Source organism: Ochrobactrum sp. XJ1, assembly GCF_024701725.1.
Taxonomy (GTDB): Bacteria; Pseudomonadota; Alphaproteobacteria; order Rhizobiales; family Rhizobiaceae; genus Brucella; species Brucella anthropi.
This window is the reverse complement of sequence record NZ_VDGD01000007.1, coordinates 246,941-265,964: the sequence shown is the minus strand read 5'-3', so window position 1 is coordinate 265,964 and position 19,024 is coordinate 246,941. Positions and strand designations below refer to the sequence as shown.

Below are 19,024 nucleotides of genomic sequence, written 5' to 3'. Positions count from 1 at the left end.
AAGGCGGGGCGTCTCTTCGTGCTTCGGGACGACGCTGCGCGTCTCCCCGGCATGAGGGATGCCGAGGAGACTTGTCCAGGATCGACAATGTCGAAGAAAACGTCGCGCTTGATCGGAAAAGCGGGTCCCGCTTTCCGGGGGCTTCAAGCGGCGACAGGATCGGCGGCTTCCTCCAACCAATCGCGATAGACTTCACGCAGGCCGTCCTCCAGACGAATTTGCGGCTTCCAGCCCAGCGCCCGCATCCGCGACGTGTCGAGGAGTTTGCGCGGTGTACCGTCCGGTTTGCTGAGGTCGTGTTCAAAGCGACCTTCGTAACCGACGACGCGGGCAACGGTCAGTGCCAGATCCTTGATCGAAATCTCTTCACCCGTCCCGATGTTCATCGGCTCGACGCCTTCATAGAAACGCAGCATGTGCAGGCAGGCATCGGCAAGATCATCCACATGCAGGAACTCCCGCAAGGGCTTGCCGGTGCCCCAGAGCGTCACATGGTCGGTCCCTCGCACCTTGGCCTCGTGAATCCGGCGGATCAATGCCGGCAGGACATGCGAGGTGTTGGGATCAAAATTGTCGTTTGGACCGTAAAGATTGGTCGGCATCGCCGTCATGAAGTGATTGCCATATTGCCGTGCGCAAGCCCGAGCATATTCAAGCCCTGCGATCTTGGCGACGGCATAAGCTTCGTTGGTCGCTTCCAGCGGGCCTGTCATCAGGGCATCCTCGGTGAGAGGCTGCGCTGCGTCGCGGGGATAGATGCAGCTTGATCCGAGCCACAACAGGCGTTCGACACCGTTCTGATGGGCGGCGCGGATGAGGTTCATGCCGATGGCGAGATTGTCATAGAGAAAATCTGCCGGATATTGCGAATTGGCAAGGATGCCCCCAACGCGGGCGGCAGCGATGATGATGACATCCGGCTTGCGACCGCTGATGAAATTCTCCGTCGGTCCCTGCCGGGTCAGATCGAGTGCGCTGTGCGCTGCAGTGATGATGTCGCAATCCGTGCCTTGCAGGCGGCGCAGAATGGCCGAACCGACCATGCCTTTGTGCCCGGCAACGAACACCTTCTTGCCTTCGAGTGAATAAAACGGAGCGGGGGTGATGTCAGCCGTAGAAGTCATTGCGTCCAACCTCCCGCATGATGTTGCGCAAATCCCAGTCGACCATTTCGGTGACAAGATTGTCGAAGCCCGTTGTATGCTGCCAGCCGAGGCGATTTTTCGCCTTGGATGCATCGCCGAGCAGGAAGTCGACCTCGTTCGGACGGAAATAGCGGGGATCAATCTCTATCAGGCAATTGCCGGATTTTCGGTCGCGGCCGATTTCTTCCACGCCGTTACCGTGCCACTCGATCTCCTTGTCGACGGCCTTGAAGGCGTGTTCGACAAACTCGCGCACCGTATGCGTTTCGCCGGTCGCCAGCACGTAGTCGTCGGCGGTGTCTTCCTGCAGGATACGCCACATGCCCTCGACATAATCACGCGCATGCCCCCAGTCGCGACGGGCATCGAGATTGCCGAGCCGAAGCCTGTCTTGCAGGCCGCGTTCAATGGCCGCGACAGCACGGGTGATCTTGCGGGTAACGAAGGTTTCGCCGCGAAGCGGGCTTTCGTGATTGAACAAAATGCCGTTGGAGGCATGGAAGCCATAGGCGTCGCGGTAGTTTACCGTCGTCCAGTAGGCATAGAGCTTTGCTGTCGCATAAGGACTGCGCGGGGCAAAAGGCGTCTGTTCGTTCTGTGCCTGGGGCGAGCTGTTACCGAAGAGTTCCGACGTGGAAGCCTGATAGAAACGGCATGTCTTGCCGAGACCCAGAATACGCATGGATTCGAGCAGACGCAGCGTGCCGAGCGCATCGGCATTGGCCGTATATTCAGGCGTTTCAAAGCTTACCTGAACATGGCTTTGCGCGCCGAGATTATAAATCTCGTCGGGCCGCACTTCCTGAATGACACGGCACAGATTGGTTGCATCGGTCAGGTCACCGAAATGCAGGCGGAAGCGAATGTCCTCCTCATGCGGGTCCTGATAGAGATGATCGATACGCGCAGTGTTGAACGAGGAAGACCGCCGTTTCAGACCATGTACGCGATAGCCTTTTTTGAGCAGAAGCTCGCTTAGATAAGCGCCGTCCTGTCCGGTCACACCGACGATGAGAGCTGTTTTCTCTTGCAAGGGCTTCCCTCCGACCAAAGCTTTCCAAAGCTGCAATGAAACCATGTTAGCGATTTCCTGCGTGGGCAGAACGGCTCCAAAACGGCAATTGCGGGCCGGAACATCCCTCTTCGGATGAGGCTTGAGGCGCGCCCGGTATGTCCGGTTTCACCCAAAGAGGTAGGCAGTTCGCCCGGTGTCGGTGCATGCCATGCCTTTGTGTTTCTTGCGGTATCTGCTGCGCAGTTGCGATGCTCGTTTCAACGGGATCGAACAACAGGACGTGAAATCATGCGTGTGGTGCTTGCCAATCGTTACTTCTACCCGGACCAGTCGGCGACGAGCCGGATGGTGACGAGCCTTGCCCATACGCTTGTGCGTGAAGGCATCGAGACGACAGTGCTGGCAAGCCGCAGCTATCACGACAAGCGGAAGGACGTGTTGCCCGCGCGTGATACGATCGACGGCATAGATGTGCATCGCATATGGACCTCGGGCTTTGGTCGGGGCAAGCTTGTCGGGCGCGCGGTCGATTATGCAACCTTTCATCTGTCCGCGGCCGCCTGGTTTGCATCCAATGCCCGCAAGGACGATGTCTGCGTCGTCTGTACCGATCCGCCGCTTCTTTCCGTTTCGGCAGCGCTGCCTGTTCGCCTGCGACGGGCAAAGCTGGTCAACTGGGTGATGGATCTTTTTCCAGAAACGGCGATGGAACTCGGCCTCATCAAGTCCGATACCGTTTCCGGTAAGCTCGCCCTGATCCTGCGCAACTGGTCGATGCGCCAGTCTGCACTGACAATCTGTCCGATAGAACGCATGGCGCATTATCTTTCGACGCGGGATATTCCGGCGGAAAGCCTGAGCGTGGTTCACCACTGGGCCGACCGCAACGAAATCGTTCCGGTGGAGCCGTCGCAGAACCCCTTGCGCCGTGGCTGGGGGCTTGGTCGAAAATTCGTCATCGGTTACTCGGGCAACTTCGGGCGCGCACACGAGTTCAAGACGGTGCTTGATGCTGCGGAGCGGCTCCGGCATATGAAAAGCATCGTCTTTTTGATGATCGGCGAGGGGCAGCAGCGTGGTTTCGTCGAAAGTGAAGTCAAGCGACGCGGCTTGACCAATGTGATGATGAAACCATTCCAGCCCGTGGAAAAGCTCTCCGAGAGCCTTGGCGCGGCCAATGTGCATCTGGTTTCGCTGAAGCCGGAGCTGGAACATTGTATCGTGCCCAGCAAGTTCTATGGCGTCCTTGCGGCGGCCCGTCCGACAATCTTCATCGGTGATACGGAAGGCGAGATCGGCACGATTGTCCGCGATTTTCAGTGCGGTATGGCGCTGAGACCGGGCGATGTCGATGCGTTGATCAACGCGATCCTTCATTTGCGCCATTCGCCGGTGGGACGCATGTCGATGGGCAACAATGCCCGCTATCTGATGGAAACGGCCTATTCGCGTGAATATGGCGCAGCCGTCTGGCAATCGGCCATTTCGCGGCTTGAGGAAAAGGTGGTGCCACAGGCCATGCCGGTTCTCGACCGGCAGTTCCAGCCGAGGGAATTATGATGGATGGGTCGGTCGTTGTCAGCCAGTTGGGCGCCCGCCGGCACTATGCAGTCCCGCGGATTTTTGCGAATAATCAGAAGCTGGCACATTTTTATACGGACATATGCGCTTTTCAGGGATGGCCACGTTTCCTCAACAGCTTGCCTTCCAATGCACTCCCATCCTCTGTTCGGAGATTGATTGGACGCAAGCCCCAGGGAATTCCCCAACAACAGATGACAACCTTTCCGGGCTTCGGACTGCATTCCGCAGTACGCAGACTGGCGAACCAGACCGGGCCGAAATCCACTGCCAATGCAATATGGGCTGGTGAAACCTTCGGAAGGCTGGTCGCCGAAAGCGGATTTCACGGCGCAAGTGGTGTCTATGCCTTCAGCGGTGAAGCTGTTGAACTGTTGTCGGCTGCACGAAAAATGGGTCTCTGGACAGCGGTCGATCAGGTGATCGCGCCGCGCGCCATCGTCGACCAGCTTGGTTATGAAGAGGAATTGTTGAACCCGGGTTGGCAATTGCCGCTCGAAAGCGATGGATATTCCGAGGCTTTCGCGGAGCGTGAACGAGCTGAATGGCAGCTGGCCGATGTGGTTGTGTGTCCATCACCTTTTGTTGCCCGTCATGTGGTTGAAGAAGGTTGTGCTCCCGAAAAAATCGTGGTGGTTCCGACAGGTGTCGATACGCGTTTCCAGGTTGAACGGAAACCACGGGCACCAGGCAAATTGCGCGTGCTGACAGTGGGCGCGGTTGGCTTGCGCAAAGGTTCACCTTATGTCGGCGGGGTTTCCCGATTACTGGCGGGAGAGGTGGAATTCCGGATGGTCGGCCCGCTGGAACTGTTGCCGGAAGCACAGAAGAAGCTCGCCGCCTCGGTCGAATTGACAGGCCCCATTCCGCGCAGCGAGATGCGCAAGCAATTTGAGTGGGCCGATGTTTTTCTGTTGCCTTCGTTATGCGAAGGGTCGGCGATTTCCGTTTATGAAGCGCTGGCCGCTGGGCTGCCTGTAATTTGTACGGAGAATACGGGCAGTGTCGTTCGCAACGGTATCGACGGCTATATCGTGCCTATCCGGGATGTCATGGAGACAACGGAAATCCTGCGGGAACTTGCAGGCAATCCGGCAGCGCTGGAACGGATGGGCGAAAGCGCCCGCGAACGCGCGGCTGATTTTACTTTATCGCGTTATGGCGAACGGTTGACCTCAGCAATCTTTCGGGAGAAGGCGGCATGAACATTGTCCACGTCATCGGTTCCTACGACCCTGCCAAGGGCGGCCCGCAAGCCGTCGTGGTGCGGCTTGCAGCAGCGCAGGCAACGCTCGGTCATGAAGTGACAATCGTAAGCTATAGCGATGATGAAGTGAGCGGTCGCGCCGTCAGCGCCACGGCCACAATCCCCGGTTTCGACAAGGTGCGCACCCTGCTTCTGCCAATGCCTGACCTGCGGGAAACCTTGTTCGGCGGGGCTGCAGCAAAAGCAATGGAGATGCTGCTGCGCTCGGCAGATTTTGTGCATCTTCATGGCATATGGGAAACCAATCTGTTGCGGGCATCAATGCTTTGCCGCCGCTATCGTGTGCCATATTGCGTATGTTGTTGCGGTATGCTCGACGTGTGGAGCATGCAACAGAGCGCATGGAAGAAGAAGATCGCGATGATGCTCGGCTTTCGTCGTATGCTCGACGGTGCGGCCTTCATCCACGCACTGAATGCGGATGAAATCGAGCTGATGCGGCCGCTTGGCCTGAAATCACCCTCGATGATTATCCCGAACGGAATTTTCCTCAATGAAGTCGAGGGCGACAAGGATATTGCCGTGCGCGGATTGCCGGAACGGCCCTACATACTTTTTCTGTCGCGGCTGCACTACAAGAAAGGTCTTGATATACTTGCCGATGCCTTTCGTCGTGTTGCCACCTTGTTCCCTGATGTGGATCTGGTTGTCGCGGGTCCCGATGGTGGTGCGGAAGAAGATTTTCGGCAGCGTATTCGTCAATACGGGCTTGAGACGCGGGTACACATGACAGGCGGGCTCTATGGTCCGGCGAAGATCGCCGCCCTGAAACAATCGGCCTGTTTTTGCCTGCCAAGCCGTCAGGAAGGATTCAGTGTCGCCATAACCGAGGCGCTGGCCTGCGGCGTACCGGTTGCGATTACCGATGCGTGCCATTTTCCGGAAGTCGCTGAAGCCGGTGCCGGTGTGGTCTGTTCACTCGACCCGATGGCTGTGGCTTCAGCGCTTGAGCAAATTCTGGAAGACCCGGATCGCGCGAAACGCATGGGTGTGGCTGGTGCCAGACTTGTGCGGGCCAACTACACCTGGCCACGCATCGCTCTCCAGACAATTGCGGCCTATCAGAGCTTTCAACCGCAAAAAAGCGGCGCCGTTGCGGGCCGCAAGGCGCTCCGGTCCGTTCCTGCTTCCTGATTGTCAGGGCTTCCGTCGGGGTCTCACGGGCTTGGCCGGATTGCCGACATAGACCATCCATGGTTCCATATCACGGAAGCCGACCCCGCGTGCGCCAAGAACTGCGCCTTCACCGATGGTCACGCCCGGCCCGACAAAGGCTTCAGCTGCAACCCAGCCATAAGGCCCGATGTGAATGGGTGCTGCTATGAGGGGAAAATCCGCCTGATCGATATTGTGCCCCGCCGTGCACAGATGCGCGCGTTGTGAAACGATGGCGAATGGGGCAAGCGTTACGTGCGCTACGTTATAGCAGAGCGCACCCGGTCCCAGCGATGAATGAGCACCCATGGTCAGATTGCCCGGCCACCAGATACGCGCACTGCCGCGCACGATGGCGGTCTTGTGAACCTTCGCGCCGAAGGCACGCAACACCGCGCCACGCCAGCGCCACAGGAAAGATGGCGTCCATGCCGCCAGTAACAGCCAGCTTGCCTGCCAGCACAGACGCTGAACACGGTGTCCGAGTGTGAAGGTCGCGCCGCCTTCCATGGGGCGCGACGCGTTCATTCTGCCTGAAATGCCATCCAGTTGGCGCGATTTACCGGTTTCTCCGGCGAACGTCCCTTTGTGGTCTGACGTCACGGTCATGATGACCATCCTTCCTGAAACCTGGCCCCCGCAATGCTGATCGCGCCACTTTGTGATGGCGGAAGCGGGAGCTGGATTGATCGATTGCGGATTACGCAGAACGACAGAACGGGAATGAGGAACAATGCCATGTGAATCCAGACAGGCACGACCCAATCCGTGTGATGAGAAATTGAGTGCATGGCCGGAACAATGGAAAGCATATACACCAATTGTCCGAGCATCTCGCCTGCCATTGCCGTTTCCCAAAGTCTGCGCATGGCCCAGGCAAGCAACAGGAATTTCAGGGCTCCGAAATACCAGAATGACAAGAACGCATCGACCAATCCCGTTTCGGTCGAGCCTGTCAGAGGGTTGTAATCGCGGCTGGGTTCCGGGACATCGAGATAGAGCGCTTCCTTGATGCGACTACCCACAAGTTGCGCCGGAACGAATGTAAAGACGATACGGTTCCAGTGATATTTGCCGTAATCAAACTCGAGCCGCCGATCAATTTCATCAATACGTTGCACGGCATTGCGCATTTCCGGACCACCACGGTCAAGGGTAGCGCGAAAATTGGCGGCATAGTCGATCTCCAGAATCTCATCGAGAACAAAGCTCGCATCCGCACGGGTTACCTGTCGATAATCGCCCATACTGGTCATCAGAAATGTGCCAGCCAGAATGCTGATTGCCATGATTGTTCGAGGTACGACAATCCGTCGGTAGAACCAGAAGGCGAGAAGGAACATGAGGACCAGCTGGATGGTCTCTGCGCGTTTTCCTGTGACCAGAATACGGTCCAGATAGAAAACCAGATCGAACAGGATGATCGCGATGGCAAACCATGACGGCCGCCGTGCGAAACACAGGACGGCGATGGCCAGGCCATAGGGCATGAGCTGTGCAAAGAAGAGGTACACCACCGGCATACCAGTCATTTGTACGCCGATGGAGACGTCTCCTGGAAGGCGGCTAAGGAGGAAATAGAAGACAGCGCCGAAAGCCGACAATCCGGCTGCAGCCCAGAGCAGTCTGCGTTCGCTGAAACTCATGCTGAGAAACTGAATCGGCTTTCTCGTCAGACGCCATCCAAGCATCAGCATTGCGAACGACAGAATGCCCATGATCATCGTCTTGGCGTAAGCGCCGGAAGGCAGAAACTGATCATATACGAGGGCGGGAAGCTGCGGCAGCAGGAAGCCGAAGGTCATCACCCCTGCAAGAAACGGAAACTGATACATGCGTTCCGGTCTGGAGAAGAGACCGCCAGCCAGAAGGCAGAGGACGCAACCGACGAAAATCCAGGTGAGTGAGAGGTTCATTGCGTAACCCCCGCATCAGCGCATACATCCGAAAGATCGGGTGCCGGTTCGTCCGTGGAAAGGTCGTGTGGGAAGATGCGGCCTGAAATCAGATACCAGCCAAGTTTCACATATTCCTTGACGACGAGTTCCATGTCCGTGGGTGTTGTCGGAAAACCGGGCCGACCGTCATCGCCGCCGATGGGAGACGAGATGAAACGCATCTGGGGGCAGGCGGCGCGAAAGCTCGCTATGGCGCGGCGCGAGTGATACCAGTTGGTCACGATCAGCGCACTTCTGGCCTGTATTTCGCGCATGAGGGGCGCGGAAAATCGGGCATTCTGCCAGGTGCTGCCCGATTGGCATTCCACAAAAATCGCCGATGGTGTCACGCCTTTGCGCACCATGATCCGTTTGTTGGAGAGACAATCCCCGTCGCCGGTAACAAGGATCACCGGTGAGCGGCCTTCCTTCCAGAGACGTGCGGCCTCCGCCGCGCGGGGTGGTCCGTCTCCGCCGGGTACGACGATCACATCAGCTCTGCCGCCATCATCCTGCAAGGTCAGAACAGGTTCCGAGAAGAACATGGCGACCAGTCCGAACAAAACGGCACAGGGCAGAATAATGGGCAGCATCATACCATACGCCGTTCTGGTGCTTCGGTTTCCAAAGGGCGTCTGACTGATGAAGATTCAGCCAGAAGCGCCGATTGGCGCTGGCGTTGCTCTTCCATCTTGATCACGATCATGAACTCGTAAGCCGAAAGCAAGCGGCAATAGAGATAGCCGGGCTTGCCGTCGAGGAAACCACCGCGCAGCACATACATGTAGAAGAAGCGCAAGGTCGGCCGACACGGCAAATTGTAGGACAGGGATTTCATGGCGCGCCGACGCCGTTCCGGATTGCCCGACAGGAGGCCACCCCAATCGACGCGCCGCTCAAGAAGCCGCGCTGCCGACAAATCCGCTTCAACGGTGGAATAGAGATTGTGTTTGTCGTACCAGGCGGCGAGCCCCTTGTTGAAGCTGTAATGGATGAAATGCGCCTGTAACTGGCCGCTCGGACCTCCGGTTGCGCGTGCATGGATCGAACGCTCGAAGCGTACGCGATCCGGCCTGACCAGCCGGGTGATCCATGTCGGATAGAGGCTTGCATGGCGTATCCAGCGCCCCATGAACATGTTCTTGTAGCGAAGCCGGAAAAACACTTCCGGTCGGTCGGGATCAGCGGTGACCGACAGTATTTCATCTCGCAGGTCCGGCGGTGTGATTTCGTCCGCGTCGGGTGTATAGACCCAAAGATGTTTGAACTCGATTTCCGTCAGCCCGTACATGCGCTGGCGGTCCTCGGTGTCATAGACGCGCTGATAGACGCGCGCGCCCGCTGCTTTGGCGATTTCCACGGTACGATCAGTGCTGAATGAATCGAGCACCACGATATCGTCGCACCAGTCGAGTGAGGCGAGGCATGCAGGTAGATTGACTTCCTCGTTAAGCGTTCTGATGAGGACGGACACAGTCATGAAGTTGCCCCTGGATAAGTGATGTTCGGTTTGGTGGTCGGGTTGGCCTCGGCCATCGAAGCGGTAACGATCGGACGTGCGCCTCTGGTCATGCGCAGCACGAAGAGCGTGTGTGCTGCGGCAGGGATCGCCAGCGCCAGAAGCATCGGCCAGACGGGTATGTCGAACCGGATGGCGATGTAGGCGATGGCTCCCGCCAGAAGATTGAGCGCCATGACCGCTACGGCTGTTTGCCCGCAGGAAAGGCCCGCATCCATCAGCAGATGATGCAGATGCTGCCGGTCCGGCGAGAACGGGCTTCTGCGTACAGACATGCGGCGCACGATCAGGCTCAGCGTATCAATGACTGGCACGATCACGATCCAGATCAGGACGGGAAAGGCGACGGCGGCGGTTCCGCTTGCAAGGATGAGGATAAATCCGGCAAGGGCTGCACCGAGAAATGTGCTGCCGCCATCGCCAAGGAAAAGGCTTGCTCGTGCGCGCCAGCGATGCCGCATGTTGAAGACCAGAAAGCCGAGGCAGGCAGCAGCAAGGGCGAGCGCCTGAAGCCCGAGGCGATGTTCGCCGATCCCGAAGCCGATGACGGCCAGCCAGAAGAATGCGGCAGCACTCGCCGACCCTGCCAGTCCGTCCACGCCGTCACTCATATTGACCGCATTGACAAGGCCGACAATGAAAGCAAGCGCGATAATCAGGAAAAGCGGTCCGGTCAGCACCTGTATAAGCATTTCCGGAGTGGACGTGGCGGCAGTTTCGATGCCGTCGGAAGCAAGCCCGAGATAGGTCTGCGTCACCCCGGTGATAGCAATTATCAGGAAGGCTGCGAGCAACTGGATTGCAAGGCGCGGCGCGACAGGCAGGTTGAAACGGTCATCGAGAACACCGGCGACGAGGATGAGCACAAGCCCTGGCAGCAAGGCCATGGCATTGGCATGTCCTGAAACGCCAAACGCCAGAAACGTGGCTGCGGAAAACGAGAGGAAAATGGCAATGCCCCCGCAAAGCGGGACATTCCCGTCATGCCTCTTGCGGGCATCAGGTATGTCGATGAGATGCCATTCGCGTGCCAGCCCCCGAAAGCCGAGGCAGAAAGCGACGGAAAGAGCGAAGGCCAGAAGCGTGATCCAGGAAAGACTCGTCATGTCTCCTCCGAGGCGCGTGCAAAAGATCAAACTCCGGAAATTTTTACGCACTGACACTGCTATCCACGACTTGGCTTTAGAGCGTGCCGCATACTCCTTTCAGGTCAGGTGCTAACACCAAGGGCGACATTTCGTGCCTGTGGCAAAGGATTATTCTGAGCGAGGATTGGAAAATTGCGCCTGCGGACGCTTTTGCCCGCGCTGTCATGAATGGGGGATGAAACGATGATGCAGAAAACGCTGGCGGTGCCAGAGAATACCTGTTGGAGCGGATCATGAATGGCAGTCGCAGGGGTTTCCTCATGGCGGCGCTCGAACAATATGCAGGGCTGCTCTTCAACTTTGTGACGGTGGCTGCGGTGTCACGTGTTCTGGGGCCAGCCGAAACCGGAATGGGTGTGATAGGCTTGAGCCTTACGGCAGTCGTGTTTTCGCTGCGCGAATTCGCCAGTCCCGAATTTTTGATAAAGATCGACAAGGTACGCGATCAGGACATCCGGACTTCGCTTACTTTTCTGATGGGTGTAACGGTTCTGCTGTCGCTGATCCTGTATTTTGCACTCGGATACTTCGCCGAATCCTATAACGATCCGAAGTTGAAGCTTTTTCTCAGCATCACGATTGTGGCCGCGCTGGTCGAAAGCCTGTCCTTACCGATTGTCGCATTGCTGAAGCGCGACATGGCCTTCGGAACATTGGCGCGCATCCGCACCGCCGGGGCCGGTCTGGGCGCATTGGTAACCATTGCCATGGCCTTCAGCGGTTTCGGGCATATGTGTTTTGCCTTCGGACTGCTGGCAAGCGCGTTGATAACAACGGGGCTGGCTGTCTCGATCCACCCTTTGAAGAATCTGTTCCGCCCGTCATTGGCCAGTTTCGACACGGCCTGGCGGTTCGGGATTTATCTTGGAGGCAATGCTGGTCTGAACAAGATCTGCATGACGCTTCCGCAACTATTGCTCGGGCGTTTCATGCCCATATCGGCAGTTGGCATTTACAACCGTGCCGACACTTTGAGCGGTCTGCCGGATCGCATCATCCTTTCAGCCGTCTTCACCGTGGCGTTCCCGATGCTTTCGGCGCAAGTTCGTGCCGGAGCGGATATCAGCCAGTCATACATCCGCGCCTTGTCCTATATTACCGTCGCCTACTGGCCGGCACAGGCATTGCTGGCGCTGCTCGCCTATCCGGCAGTGCACATCGTTCTCGGCCCCGACTGGACTGAATGCGTGCCCATAGTGGCGATCCTCAGCCTTGCCTGCCTCTTCTGGTTTCCTGCGATTCTGACCTATCCCTTGCTGATGGCATTGGGTGAAAACCGCGAAGCTTTCCTGTCCAATCTCATTTCGCGGCTGCTCGCACTCACCGTTATAGGCACAGCTGCATTTTATGGGCTGCTTGCCGTCGCGCTGGGTCAGTTCATCAGCTTGCCCATACAGATGGTCATAGCCATCGTTTTCGTGCGCAGGCACGTGGCCTTTTCCTATGCCGTGCTTGGTCGCGAATTGCTGAAAAGCGGTCTTGTGACTCTGATTGCGCTGGCCATACCGCTTGCAATGGTTGCCGCTGATGGTTTTTCGCTGGAAATCCCCTGGACCAGAGGCGTCGTGATGGGCCTCATCGCGGTGGTGAGTTGGCTGGGCGCGCTATTTGTGGTGCGCCATCCCTTCGCTGCCGAGGTCGAGCCATCGCTGAGCTGGCTTTTCGGAAAGCTTCGGGCGCGGCTTATGCCCCGATCGGCGTCGACCCCTGCAGAATAGGACGGCCTGTCATGGACAAATGCAAATTGGAACAGCCGACAATCGACGTTGTTATTCCCAACTTCAACTATGGTCGCTATCTTTCCGCCTGCGCCAACAGCGCCTTGCAGCAATCAGGCGTCAATGTCCGTCTGCTCATCATCGACAATGCCTCGACAGATAATAGCGTCGAGGTTGCAAAGAGCCTTGCGGCCGACGACAGCCGTGTCCAGCTGCTGCTCCGTCAGAAAAATCTGGGGCCGCATGCTTCGTTCAACGAGGGCATAGACTGGGCCGCATCGGAATATTTCCTGATCCTGTGTTCGGATGATCTGCTGGCGAAAGGAGCTCTGGAGAGGGCGACAAGAATGCTGTCGCAACGCGACGACGTTCATCTCGCGCATGGCGCGACGGGCCGGATAAAAGCCGACGATGGCGAAGCTCGCGTGACTGGTGCCACGTCCCCCGCTTCGGACGAGTGGCGGATATGGTCCGGGGAAGAATTCATTGAGTTTGCCTGCAGGCATGCGTTTAACCCGGTTACAGGCCCGACAGCGGTTGTGAGGACTGCGATCCAGAAACAGATGGGATATTACCGCACGTCGCTTTCCCATACTGACGATCTCGAAATGTGGCTTCGCATCGCCACACGCGGTTCCGTCGCCTCTACCGGCCAGATACAGGCTTTTGCGCGGTCGCATCCCCAGAACCGGTCGGCGACGGTGAATGGTATTCTGTCCTGGAACCGCGAGTTCGAGGCTGGATTCCGGTCCTTCTTCGATCATGAAGGTGCCAGCTTGCCGCATCAATACCGTCTGTTTGCAATGGTTCAGGATTGCCTTACCAAACGGGCTTATTGGTCAGCGATCTCCAATCTGGCGCGGAGGCCGAAAGTGGCGGGTTCGCTGATGGCATTCGCGCTGAAGCGGGAGCCCTTGCTCGCTGTCATACCCCCCTTCGACTATCTGTTGAAGCGTTCCGCGTGGCGAAGCGGACGTGGCGCCTAGAACGCATCCCGAGAAATCCGAAACGATGTTCGGATCAAGGTGCGTGTAAAAAAGATAGGGCATTTCCAAACACGTACTAGTTCGGTCGTAGTGACTGAACGGCTGGATCAGCCGTACTCCTGACATTGTCGAGAAATGTGGTGTGAAGAAGCTCTTCCTGTCGTGCCAGCCGGCTGCGATAGCGCTCCACACCGGCTTTCACCTGCGTGGTCAAAATCGTTCGATGCTCGAAAGCAAAGTCGACCTGGGAGAGGATTGTTTCAGGATCAAAACTGTCAATCCGGTGGCAGAATGCCGCCAGTCCGGTATCGTGCAACAAAGCGTCATTTTTGCTCGCATAAGCCGTGGAGATTGTGGGGCGTCCCATGGCCAGCGCGCAGACGATGTTATGGTAGCGGCTTGCGATAACGACGTCGATTCTGGCGATCTGTTGCATGAGTTCGTGCAGGGAAGCGGATGGTTCAAATGCGACTTTGTTCGCTTCCGCCGGAGCGAGCTGCTCCAGTATATCGCGGGCCGCCTCTATGTCGCCCTTGTCTCCGATCAGCAGACGCACCTGACGCCCACTGGCCAGAAGCCTGTTCACCAGTGTCGTCACTTTGGAGACATAGTCCCTGTAGATGGCATCGCCATCCTTCTCCATCTTTTTCCACCCGCGATAAGTCATCACGCCGATGCCCACACATTGTTCCGGGCTATCCCGGTTCTGATCTGGAACCGTTGGCAATGCAAAGGCGATATCAGCACTGACGAAATCCTGAGCGGGTTTTACGCCCAGCTGTTTCATGAAGTCATGAGAGATCTGATCTCTATAGGAACGAAAAGACGCCAGCATTGCAGCCTGACGGATGAAGAACCTGCTCCATCGATGATCGACCGGTCCGGCGCCGATCGACACGAAGATCATGCGCGTGCCGGTCAGTCTGGCCGCCAGCGACCAACGCAGTACTGCAAAAGGCCAGCCAAAGGGGTTCTCGTTGAAGTCATCCAGTATGCCCGTACCCGGCACAATGATGAGATCGAGCTGAGAAGCAAGCAGAAGCGCGCAACTGAAACCAACTGTTCGTCGGGGAAAATGCAGCATCGCTTTGTTGGCTGCCCGGAGCAGCCAGTTGGATGGATCGGGCTGGGAGACCGGATGAGCCGAAAGATCGAATGTCTGCGCAACGATATCGGGTTTGGAGCAGATGCAGACAAGCTGGGCGTCGGGACAGTTACGCTTCAAGAGTTGCAACATGGCTTCCAGCGAACCGTCATTGCCGGTATTGCCGGAACCAAACTGCCCGAAAAGTCCTATTCTCATGCGCGTGTCTCCCGCTGCACCGACAAGCTTAGGCCAGACCGACCTGCAGGAAAACTGGCAGAAGGGTGAACACCATACTCTATTGTAGGATGGGGTGTACCCCTCATAGCCGAAATGCGTGGCAGAGCAATTTCGATACACTGGCCAGCGGTATATCCATTGCCCCCCGATATACCGGAGTAAGGCTTCGAGGGAGTTGTTCCCTCGAAGTCTTGTCTCCCCTGAGGTGTTTCTGTGGCAACAAGGTTCTGGCCATGAAATGTGCTTACTTTGTCCGTCCTCACATAGGCGGGACCTATTCGGTTTTCACGCGTCTGCGCGCCTCGCTTGCCCAGTCGGGCATAGAGCTTCGCTGGCTTGCTGCAGGCGCTGCTGGCGATACGGTCAATGTGCCGACAGGGCAGGGCCTTGATGATGCGCTTCGCAAGGGCGATGCCATCGACCGCATGGGTGTGCTGGATGAAGAAACCCGCGCAAGGCATATGATCAGCTTCCTGCGCGAAAACCATTTCGACGCCGTTTTCGTCAATGTTCTTGCGAACCGTTTCGAAACCAATCTGGCGCGCTATCTGCCCGCCGATATTCTGCGCATCATGATCGTGCACAATATCACACCCGGCACCTACGCGGCGGCGCGGGCAATCCGCGATCATGTTCACGCAACTGTCGGCGTTTCAAAACGCTGCCGTGACGATCTCGTGCGCCAGCATGGTTTCGATGCGTCGCGCACGCTTGTCATCCCGCATGGACTGAACCGGGACATTCACTTGTCGCGCAATGTTCAAAAGCCGGATGAGTCCGGCCCGCTTCGCCTGCTTTATCTGGGGCGGATGGAAGACAACTCGAAGGGCATTTTCTGGCTGCCGAATATTCTGCGCGAGCTCGATTGCTCCTATCACCTGACGGTCGCCGGTAATGGTCCCGATCTGGAACAGCTGCGGCATCGTCTTGCGCCTTTCGGCGACAAGGTGAGTTTTAGTGGCTGGGTTGCGCCTGCCGATGTTCCCTGGCTGGTGAACCAGCATGACGTCATGATCATGCCGTCACGCTTTGAAGGTTTCGGCCTGACGCTCATTGAAGCGATGAGCCAGGGATGCCCGGCGGTCGTCTCGAAGATCGCTGGTGTGACTGATACGATTGTCACCGATGGCGAGGACGGGCTCTTGTTTCCCGTCGGCGATTTCCGTCAGGCTGCGCGTCATATAAACCGGCTTGCACGCGACCGAGAGCTACTTGCCGGCATGGCAGCCGCCGCCCAGCAGAAAGTGGAAACGGTCTTCGACAACGATATTGCTGGTCGAGCCTATGCCGGTCTTCTCGAACATCTCGCGGAGGATCGCCCAGCCATTGCGCCACCACTGGCGCTTTCGCAATGGTCGATGCCGAACGCACTTCATTCCAGTTTGCGCAGTCGCTTGCCAAAACCGGTAAAGAACTGGCTGCGTCAGGTGCGCGAGCGCCTGCATACGAGATGGTCGGCAGCATGATCTGTGAATAAGAAAGGAGAAGGGGCATGAACCTTTTCACATCGCAGTTCCGCAATTCTCAGTTGCTCGCCAGCAAGGCGCACGCGCTCATTCCGGGCGGCTGTCACACCTATGCCAAGGGTGACGACCAGTATCCGGTACTCGCGCCCGGGTTCATCCAGCGCGGGTCCGGTTCGCATGTCTTCGACGTCGATGGCCACGAATATATCGAATATGGCATGGGCAATCGTGCGGTCGGGCTTGGCCATGCCTACCCGCCCGTCGTGCGCGCCGTGCGCGACGCCTTGCAGGACGGATGTAATTTTACGCGCCCAAGTGCCATCGAAGTCGAATGCGCGGAAAGTTTTCTGGAGCTGATCGATGGCGCCGAGATGGTGAAATTCTGCAAGGACGGTTCGGATGCGACCTCCGGCGCGGTGCGATTGGCGCGTGCCTATACCGGACGTGACATGATTGCCTGTTGTGCCGATCATCCATTTTTCTCGACCGATGACTGGTTCATTGGAACGACGAAGATGAATGCAGGCATTCCAGCTTCGGTTTCGGCTTTGACGGCAACTTTCCGTTACAACGATATTGCAAGCGTTGAAGCCCTGTTTGAGGATTATCCGGGGCGTATCGCGGCCATTATCCTCGAACCTGCAAAGGCTGACGAGCCGCAAAACAACTTCCTGCAGGAAGCAAAGCGCATCGCCCATGAAAACGGAGCCTTGTTCATTCTGGACGAGATGATTACCGGCTTCCGCTGGCATATGCGCGGCGCGCAGAAGCTTTATGATGTCGAGCCGGACCTGTCCTGTTTCGGCAAGGCGCTGGGCAACGGTTTTGCAATATCGGCGCTGGCAGGTAAGGCGGAATATATGCAGCTTGGTGGTCTGACCCAGACCGACCATCCACGTGTGTTCCTGCTTTCGACCACCCATGGCGCTGAAACCCATGCCATGGCTGCGGCGATTGCCACGATGACGATCTATCGCGACGAACCGGTGATCGAAAGGCTCTATGAGCAAGGTTCCAAACTGGCAGAGGGTGTGAATGTAACGATTGCCAGTCACGGCCTGCAGAACCATGTTCGCCTGTTCGGGCGTCCGTGCTGCCTTGCCTATGGAACGCTCGACGAGCAAGGGCAGCCGTCGCAGGAATTTCGCACTTTGTTCCTTCAGGAGACAATCCGGCGCGGCGTTCTGATGCCATCGCTGGTGGTGAGCTATACGCACAGTGACACCGACATTGCGCGCACGGTGGATGCCATCGACGGTGCGCTCGACGTTTACGTCCGGGCGTTGAACGACGGTGTAAGCTCTTATCTGACCGGACGTCCTTCACAGGTGGTCTATCGCCGCTTCAATGAAGCGCCGACCTATCCGCCGACGATGCGATGAAGCGTTTTGTAGTCGCCATTATCGCCACGATCCTGCTGTTAATGGCAGCAGGATCGTCCGATGCAGCTGCTTCGTTCCCGATCAAGATCAGCCAGGATCGGCGCATTTTCGAGGATGCGACGGGTAAGCCGTTTTTGCTGCAGGGCGATACTGCCTGGTCGCTGATCGCCGAACTGAAGCGCGAGGATGTCGAGATCTATCTGCAGGATCGCCGGAAGCGCGGTTTCAACGCCATTCTGGTCAATCTTGTCGAACACTATTTCTCCCGTGATCCACCCGCCAATGCCTATGGTGAAAAACCGTTCAAGGGCGATGCCTTTGGCGATCTCAACCCGAAATATTTTGACCACGCCGCTTGGGTGATCGGGCGGGCGGAGCAATTGGGGATAGTTGTTTTTCTGGCTCCCGCCTATCTGGGCGTGAACGGTAACAGTCAGGGTTGGTTCTCGAAGGCTGAGGTTGCCGGTCCCCAGAAAATGCGCGTCTATGGCGAGACGATCGCCCAACGATTTAAGGAATTTCATAATATAGTCTGGGTCTTGGGCGGTGATTTTAATGCGCCGGATCAGCGGCTTGTCTCTGAAATGGCCGAGGGTATAGCGCGCGTTGATCCAGACGCCCTCCAGACGGTGCACTCTGGCCGCAAGACGAATACGGCGGAACTCTGGGCCGATCAGTCCTGGCTGAGTTTCGATACGGTTTATACCTATGACGATGTGCATGCCACGGTTTCTGAGCGGCGCAAACCGAACAAAATGCCCGTCATTTTGCTAGAGGGGGGCTATGAGTTCGAGCGGGAGACGACCGCGCAAATGATCCGGCGCAACGCCTATGGTGCTTTGCTTGCCGGTGCTGCCGGACAGTTCTTTGGCAATAATCCCATCTGGCATTTTACCGGGCCGGGTGTTTTCACTGCTGATCGCAGCTGGCAGGAAGCGCTCGACAGCCCCGGCGCGCAGTCGATGACGGCGTTGAAGAGGCTCTTCGACAAACTGCCCTGGCCGCAACTTAAACCAGATGGCGAAGGAGCTGTTCTGGTCAGCGCGAAAAGCTATGCCGTATCACTACCTGATGGCACTTTGTCGGTGGTCTACGGGGACGCCAACGATTTCAAGGTACAGAAAAATGTCGTGAAAGATGGCCGGAAGGCCGTCTGGTATGACCCTGTTTCCGGCAAGTTTGCCGATGCAGGCCAGCCGAGGGTGGAGGGGCCGATTGCCACCTACACGCCAAAGCAGGTGCAAAATTCCGGCGGCGGAACCGATTGGCTTCTGCTGATCGGCAGCAACGAGCGTCTGCGACCCATCCAAAAGAGGTAGGCGATACGTCCTTTCACGCTTTTCATAAACGCTTGTCCTAATCGGGCATGCCTTCGGTCAAG

General features: G+C 57.3%; 16 protein-coding genes. 8 read left to right on the top strand and 8 right to left on the bottom strand.

Translation table 11 applies throughout. From position 1 onward, the window contains the following. Positions 1–143: 143 nt before the first annotated feature. Both FG152_RS14745 and gmd read right to left on the bottom strand, forming a co-directional pair. Positions 144–1,124 carry a GDP-L-fucose synthase family protein gene (locus FG152_RS14745; protein ID WP_010658569.1) on the bottom strand — a complete coding sequence of 327 codons (981 nt, stop codon included), beginning with the start codon at positions 1,122–1,124 and terminating at the stop codon, positions 144–146. Beyond that, positions 1,108–2,178: a GDP-mannose 4,6-dehydratase gene (gene gmd, locus FG152_RS14740; protein ID WP_010658570.1), complete on the bottom strand. Its 1,071-nt coding sequence runs from the start codon at positions 2,176–2,178 to the stop codon at positions 1,108–1,110. Before gmd ends, FG152_RS14745 begins: the two co-directional genes overlap by 17 nt. A 270-nt stretch (positions 2,179–2,448) precedes the next feature. Here gmd and FG152_RS14735 point away from each other — a divergent pair, with 270 nt between their 5' ends. The 3 genes from FG152_RS14735 to FG152_RS14725 are packed head-to-tail and all read left to right on the top strand — an operon-like array spanning position 2,449 to position 6,142. Beyond that, complete coding sequence (locus tag FG152_RS14735; RefSeq protein ID WP_010658571.1) at positions 2,449–3,720, top strand: glycosyltransferase family 4 protein; 1,272 nt, start codon at positions 2,449–2,451, stop codon at positions 3,718–3,720. Beyond that, positions 3,720–4,946 carry a glycosyltransferase family 4 protein gene (locus tag FG152_RS14730; RefSeq protein ID WP_010658572.1) on the top strand — a complete coding sequence of 409 codons (1,227 nt, stop codon included), beginning with the start codon at positions 3,720–3,722 and terminating at the stop codon, positions 4,944–4,946. Before FG152_RS14735 ends, FG152_RS14730 begins: the two co-directional genes overlap by 1 nt. Next, entirely contained in the window at positions 4,943–6,142 is a 1,200-nt protein-coding gene (locus tag FG152_RS14725; protein ID WP_010658573.1) for a glycosyltransferase, read from the top strand. The genes FG152_RS14730 and FG152_RS14725 overlap by 4 nt, the downstream gene beginning before the upstream one ends. A 3-nt stretch (positions 6,143–6,145) precedes the next feature. Here the strand turns inward: FG152_RS14725 and FG152_RS14720 are convergent, their stop codons facing one another. The 5 genes from FG152_RS14720 to FG152_RS14700 form a co-directional block, all read right to left on the bottom strand. Then, positions 6,146–6,691, bottom strand: a complete 546-nt coding sequence (locus tag FG152_RS14720; RefSeq protein WP_050897427.1) for an LbetaH domain-containing protein — start codon at positions 6,689–6,691, stop codon at positions 6,146–6,148. Between the two features lie 77 nt (positions 6,692–6,768). Next, the gene (locus tag FG152_RS14715) at positions 6,769–8,079 is read right to left on the bottom strand and encodes a hypothetical protein (protein WP_010658575.1); all 1,311 of its coding nucleotides are present in this window, start codon (positions 8,077–8,079) and stop codon (positions 6,769–6,771) included. Beyond that, the gene (locus FG152_RS14710) at positions 8,076–8,696 is read right to left on the bottom strand and encodes a YdcF family protein (protein WP_010658576.1); all 621 of its coding nucleotides are present in this window, start codon (positions 8,694–8,696) and stop codon (positions 8,076–8,078) included. The genes FG152_RS14715 and FG152_RS14710 overlap by 4 nt, the downstream gene beginning before the upstream one ends. Then, positions 8,693–9,580 (bottom strand): glycosyltransferase family 2 protein, encoded by an 888-nt coding sequence (locus FG152_RS14705; protein WP_010658577.1) that lies wholly within the window; start codon positions 9,578–9,580, stop codon positions 8,693–8,695. Before FG152_RS14705 ends, FG152_RS14710 begins: the two co-directional genes overlap by 4 nt. Beyond that, the gene (locus FG152_RS14700; RefSeq protein ID WP_010658578.1) at positions 9,577–10,725 is read right to left on the bottom strand and encodes an MraY family glycosyltransferase; all 1,149 of its coding nucleotides are present in this window, start codon (positions 10,723–10,725) and stop codon (positions 9,577–9,579) included. The genes FG152_RS14705 and FG152_RS14700 overlap by 4 nt, the downstream gene beginning before the upstream one ends. Before the next feature lie 275 nt (positions 10,726–11,000). On the opposite strand from FG152_RS14700, the gene FG152_RS14695 reads away from it, so the two are divergent. Further along, entirely contained in the window at positions 11,001–12,485 is a 1,485-nt protein-coding gene (locus FG152_RS14695) for an oligosaccharide flippase family protein (RefSeq protein WP_010658579.1), read from the top strand. Positions 12,486–12,496: 11 nt separating this feature from the next. Continuing rightward, entirely contained in the window at positions 12,497–13,471 is a 975-nt protein-coding gene (locus tag FG152_RS14690) for a glycosyltransferase (protein WP_498986989.1), read from the top strand. 76 nt (positions 13,472–13,547) lie between these two features. On the opposite strand, the gene FG152_RS14685 is transcribed toward FG152_RS14690, so the two are convergent. Then, positions 13,548–14,774, bottom strand: a complete 1,227-nt coding sequence (locus tag FG152_RS14685; protein ID WP_010658581.1) for a polysaccharide pyruvyl transferase family protein — start codon at positions 14,772–14,774, stop codon at positions 13,548–13,550. A gap of 254 nt (positions 14,775–15,028) precedes the next feature. Between FG152_RS14685 and FG152_RS14680 the strand changes: the two genes are divergently transcribed. Genes FG152_RS14680 through FG152_RS14670 form a run of 3 tightly spaced genes read left to right on the top strand, consistent with a single transcriptional unit; the run spans position 15,029 to position 18,962 of the window. Next, a complete protein-coding gene (locus tag FG152_RS14680; RefSeq protein ID WP_010658582.1) occupies positions 15,029–16,261 on the top strand; it encodes a glycosyltransferase family 4 protein in 1,233 nt (410 codons plus the stop codon). Between the two features lie 26 nt (positions 16,262–16,287). After that, positions 16,288–17,643, top strand: coding sequence for a glutamate-1-semialdehyde 2,1-aminomutase (locus FG152_RS14675; RefSeq protein ID WP_010658583.1), 1,356 nt, complete (start codon positions 16,288–16,290; stop codon positions 17,641–17,643). Continuing rightward, positions 17,640–18,962, top strand: a complete 1,323-nt coding sequence (locus FG152_RS14670; protein WP_010658584.1) for a glycoside hydrolase family 140 protein — start codon at positions 17,640–17,642, stop codon at positions 18,960–18,962. The genes FG152_RS14675 and FG152_RS14670 overlap by 4 nt, the downstream gene beginning before the upstream one ends. Positions 18,963–19,024: the final 62 nt, after the last annotated feature.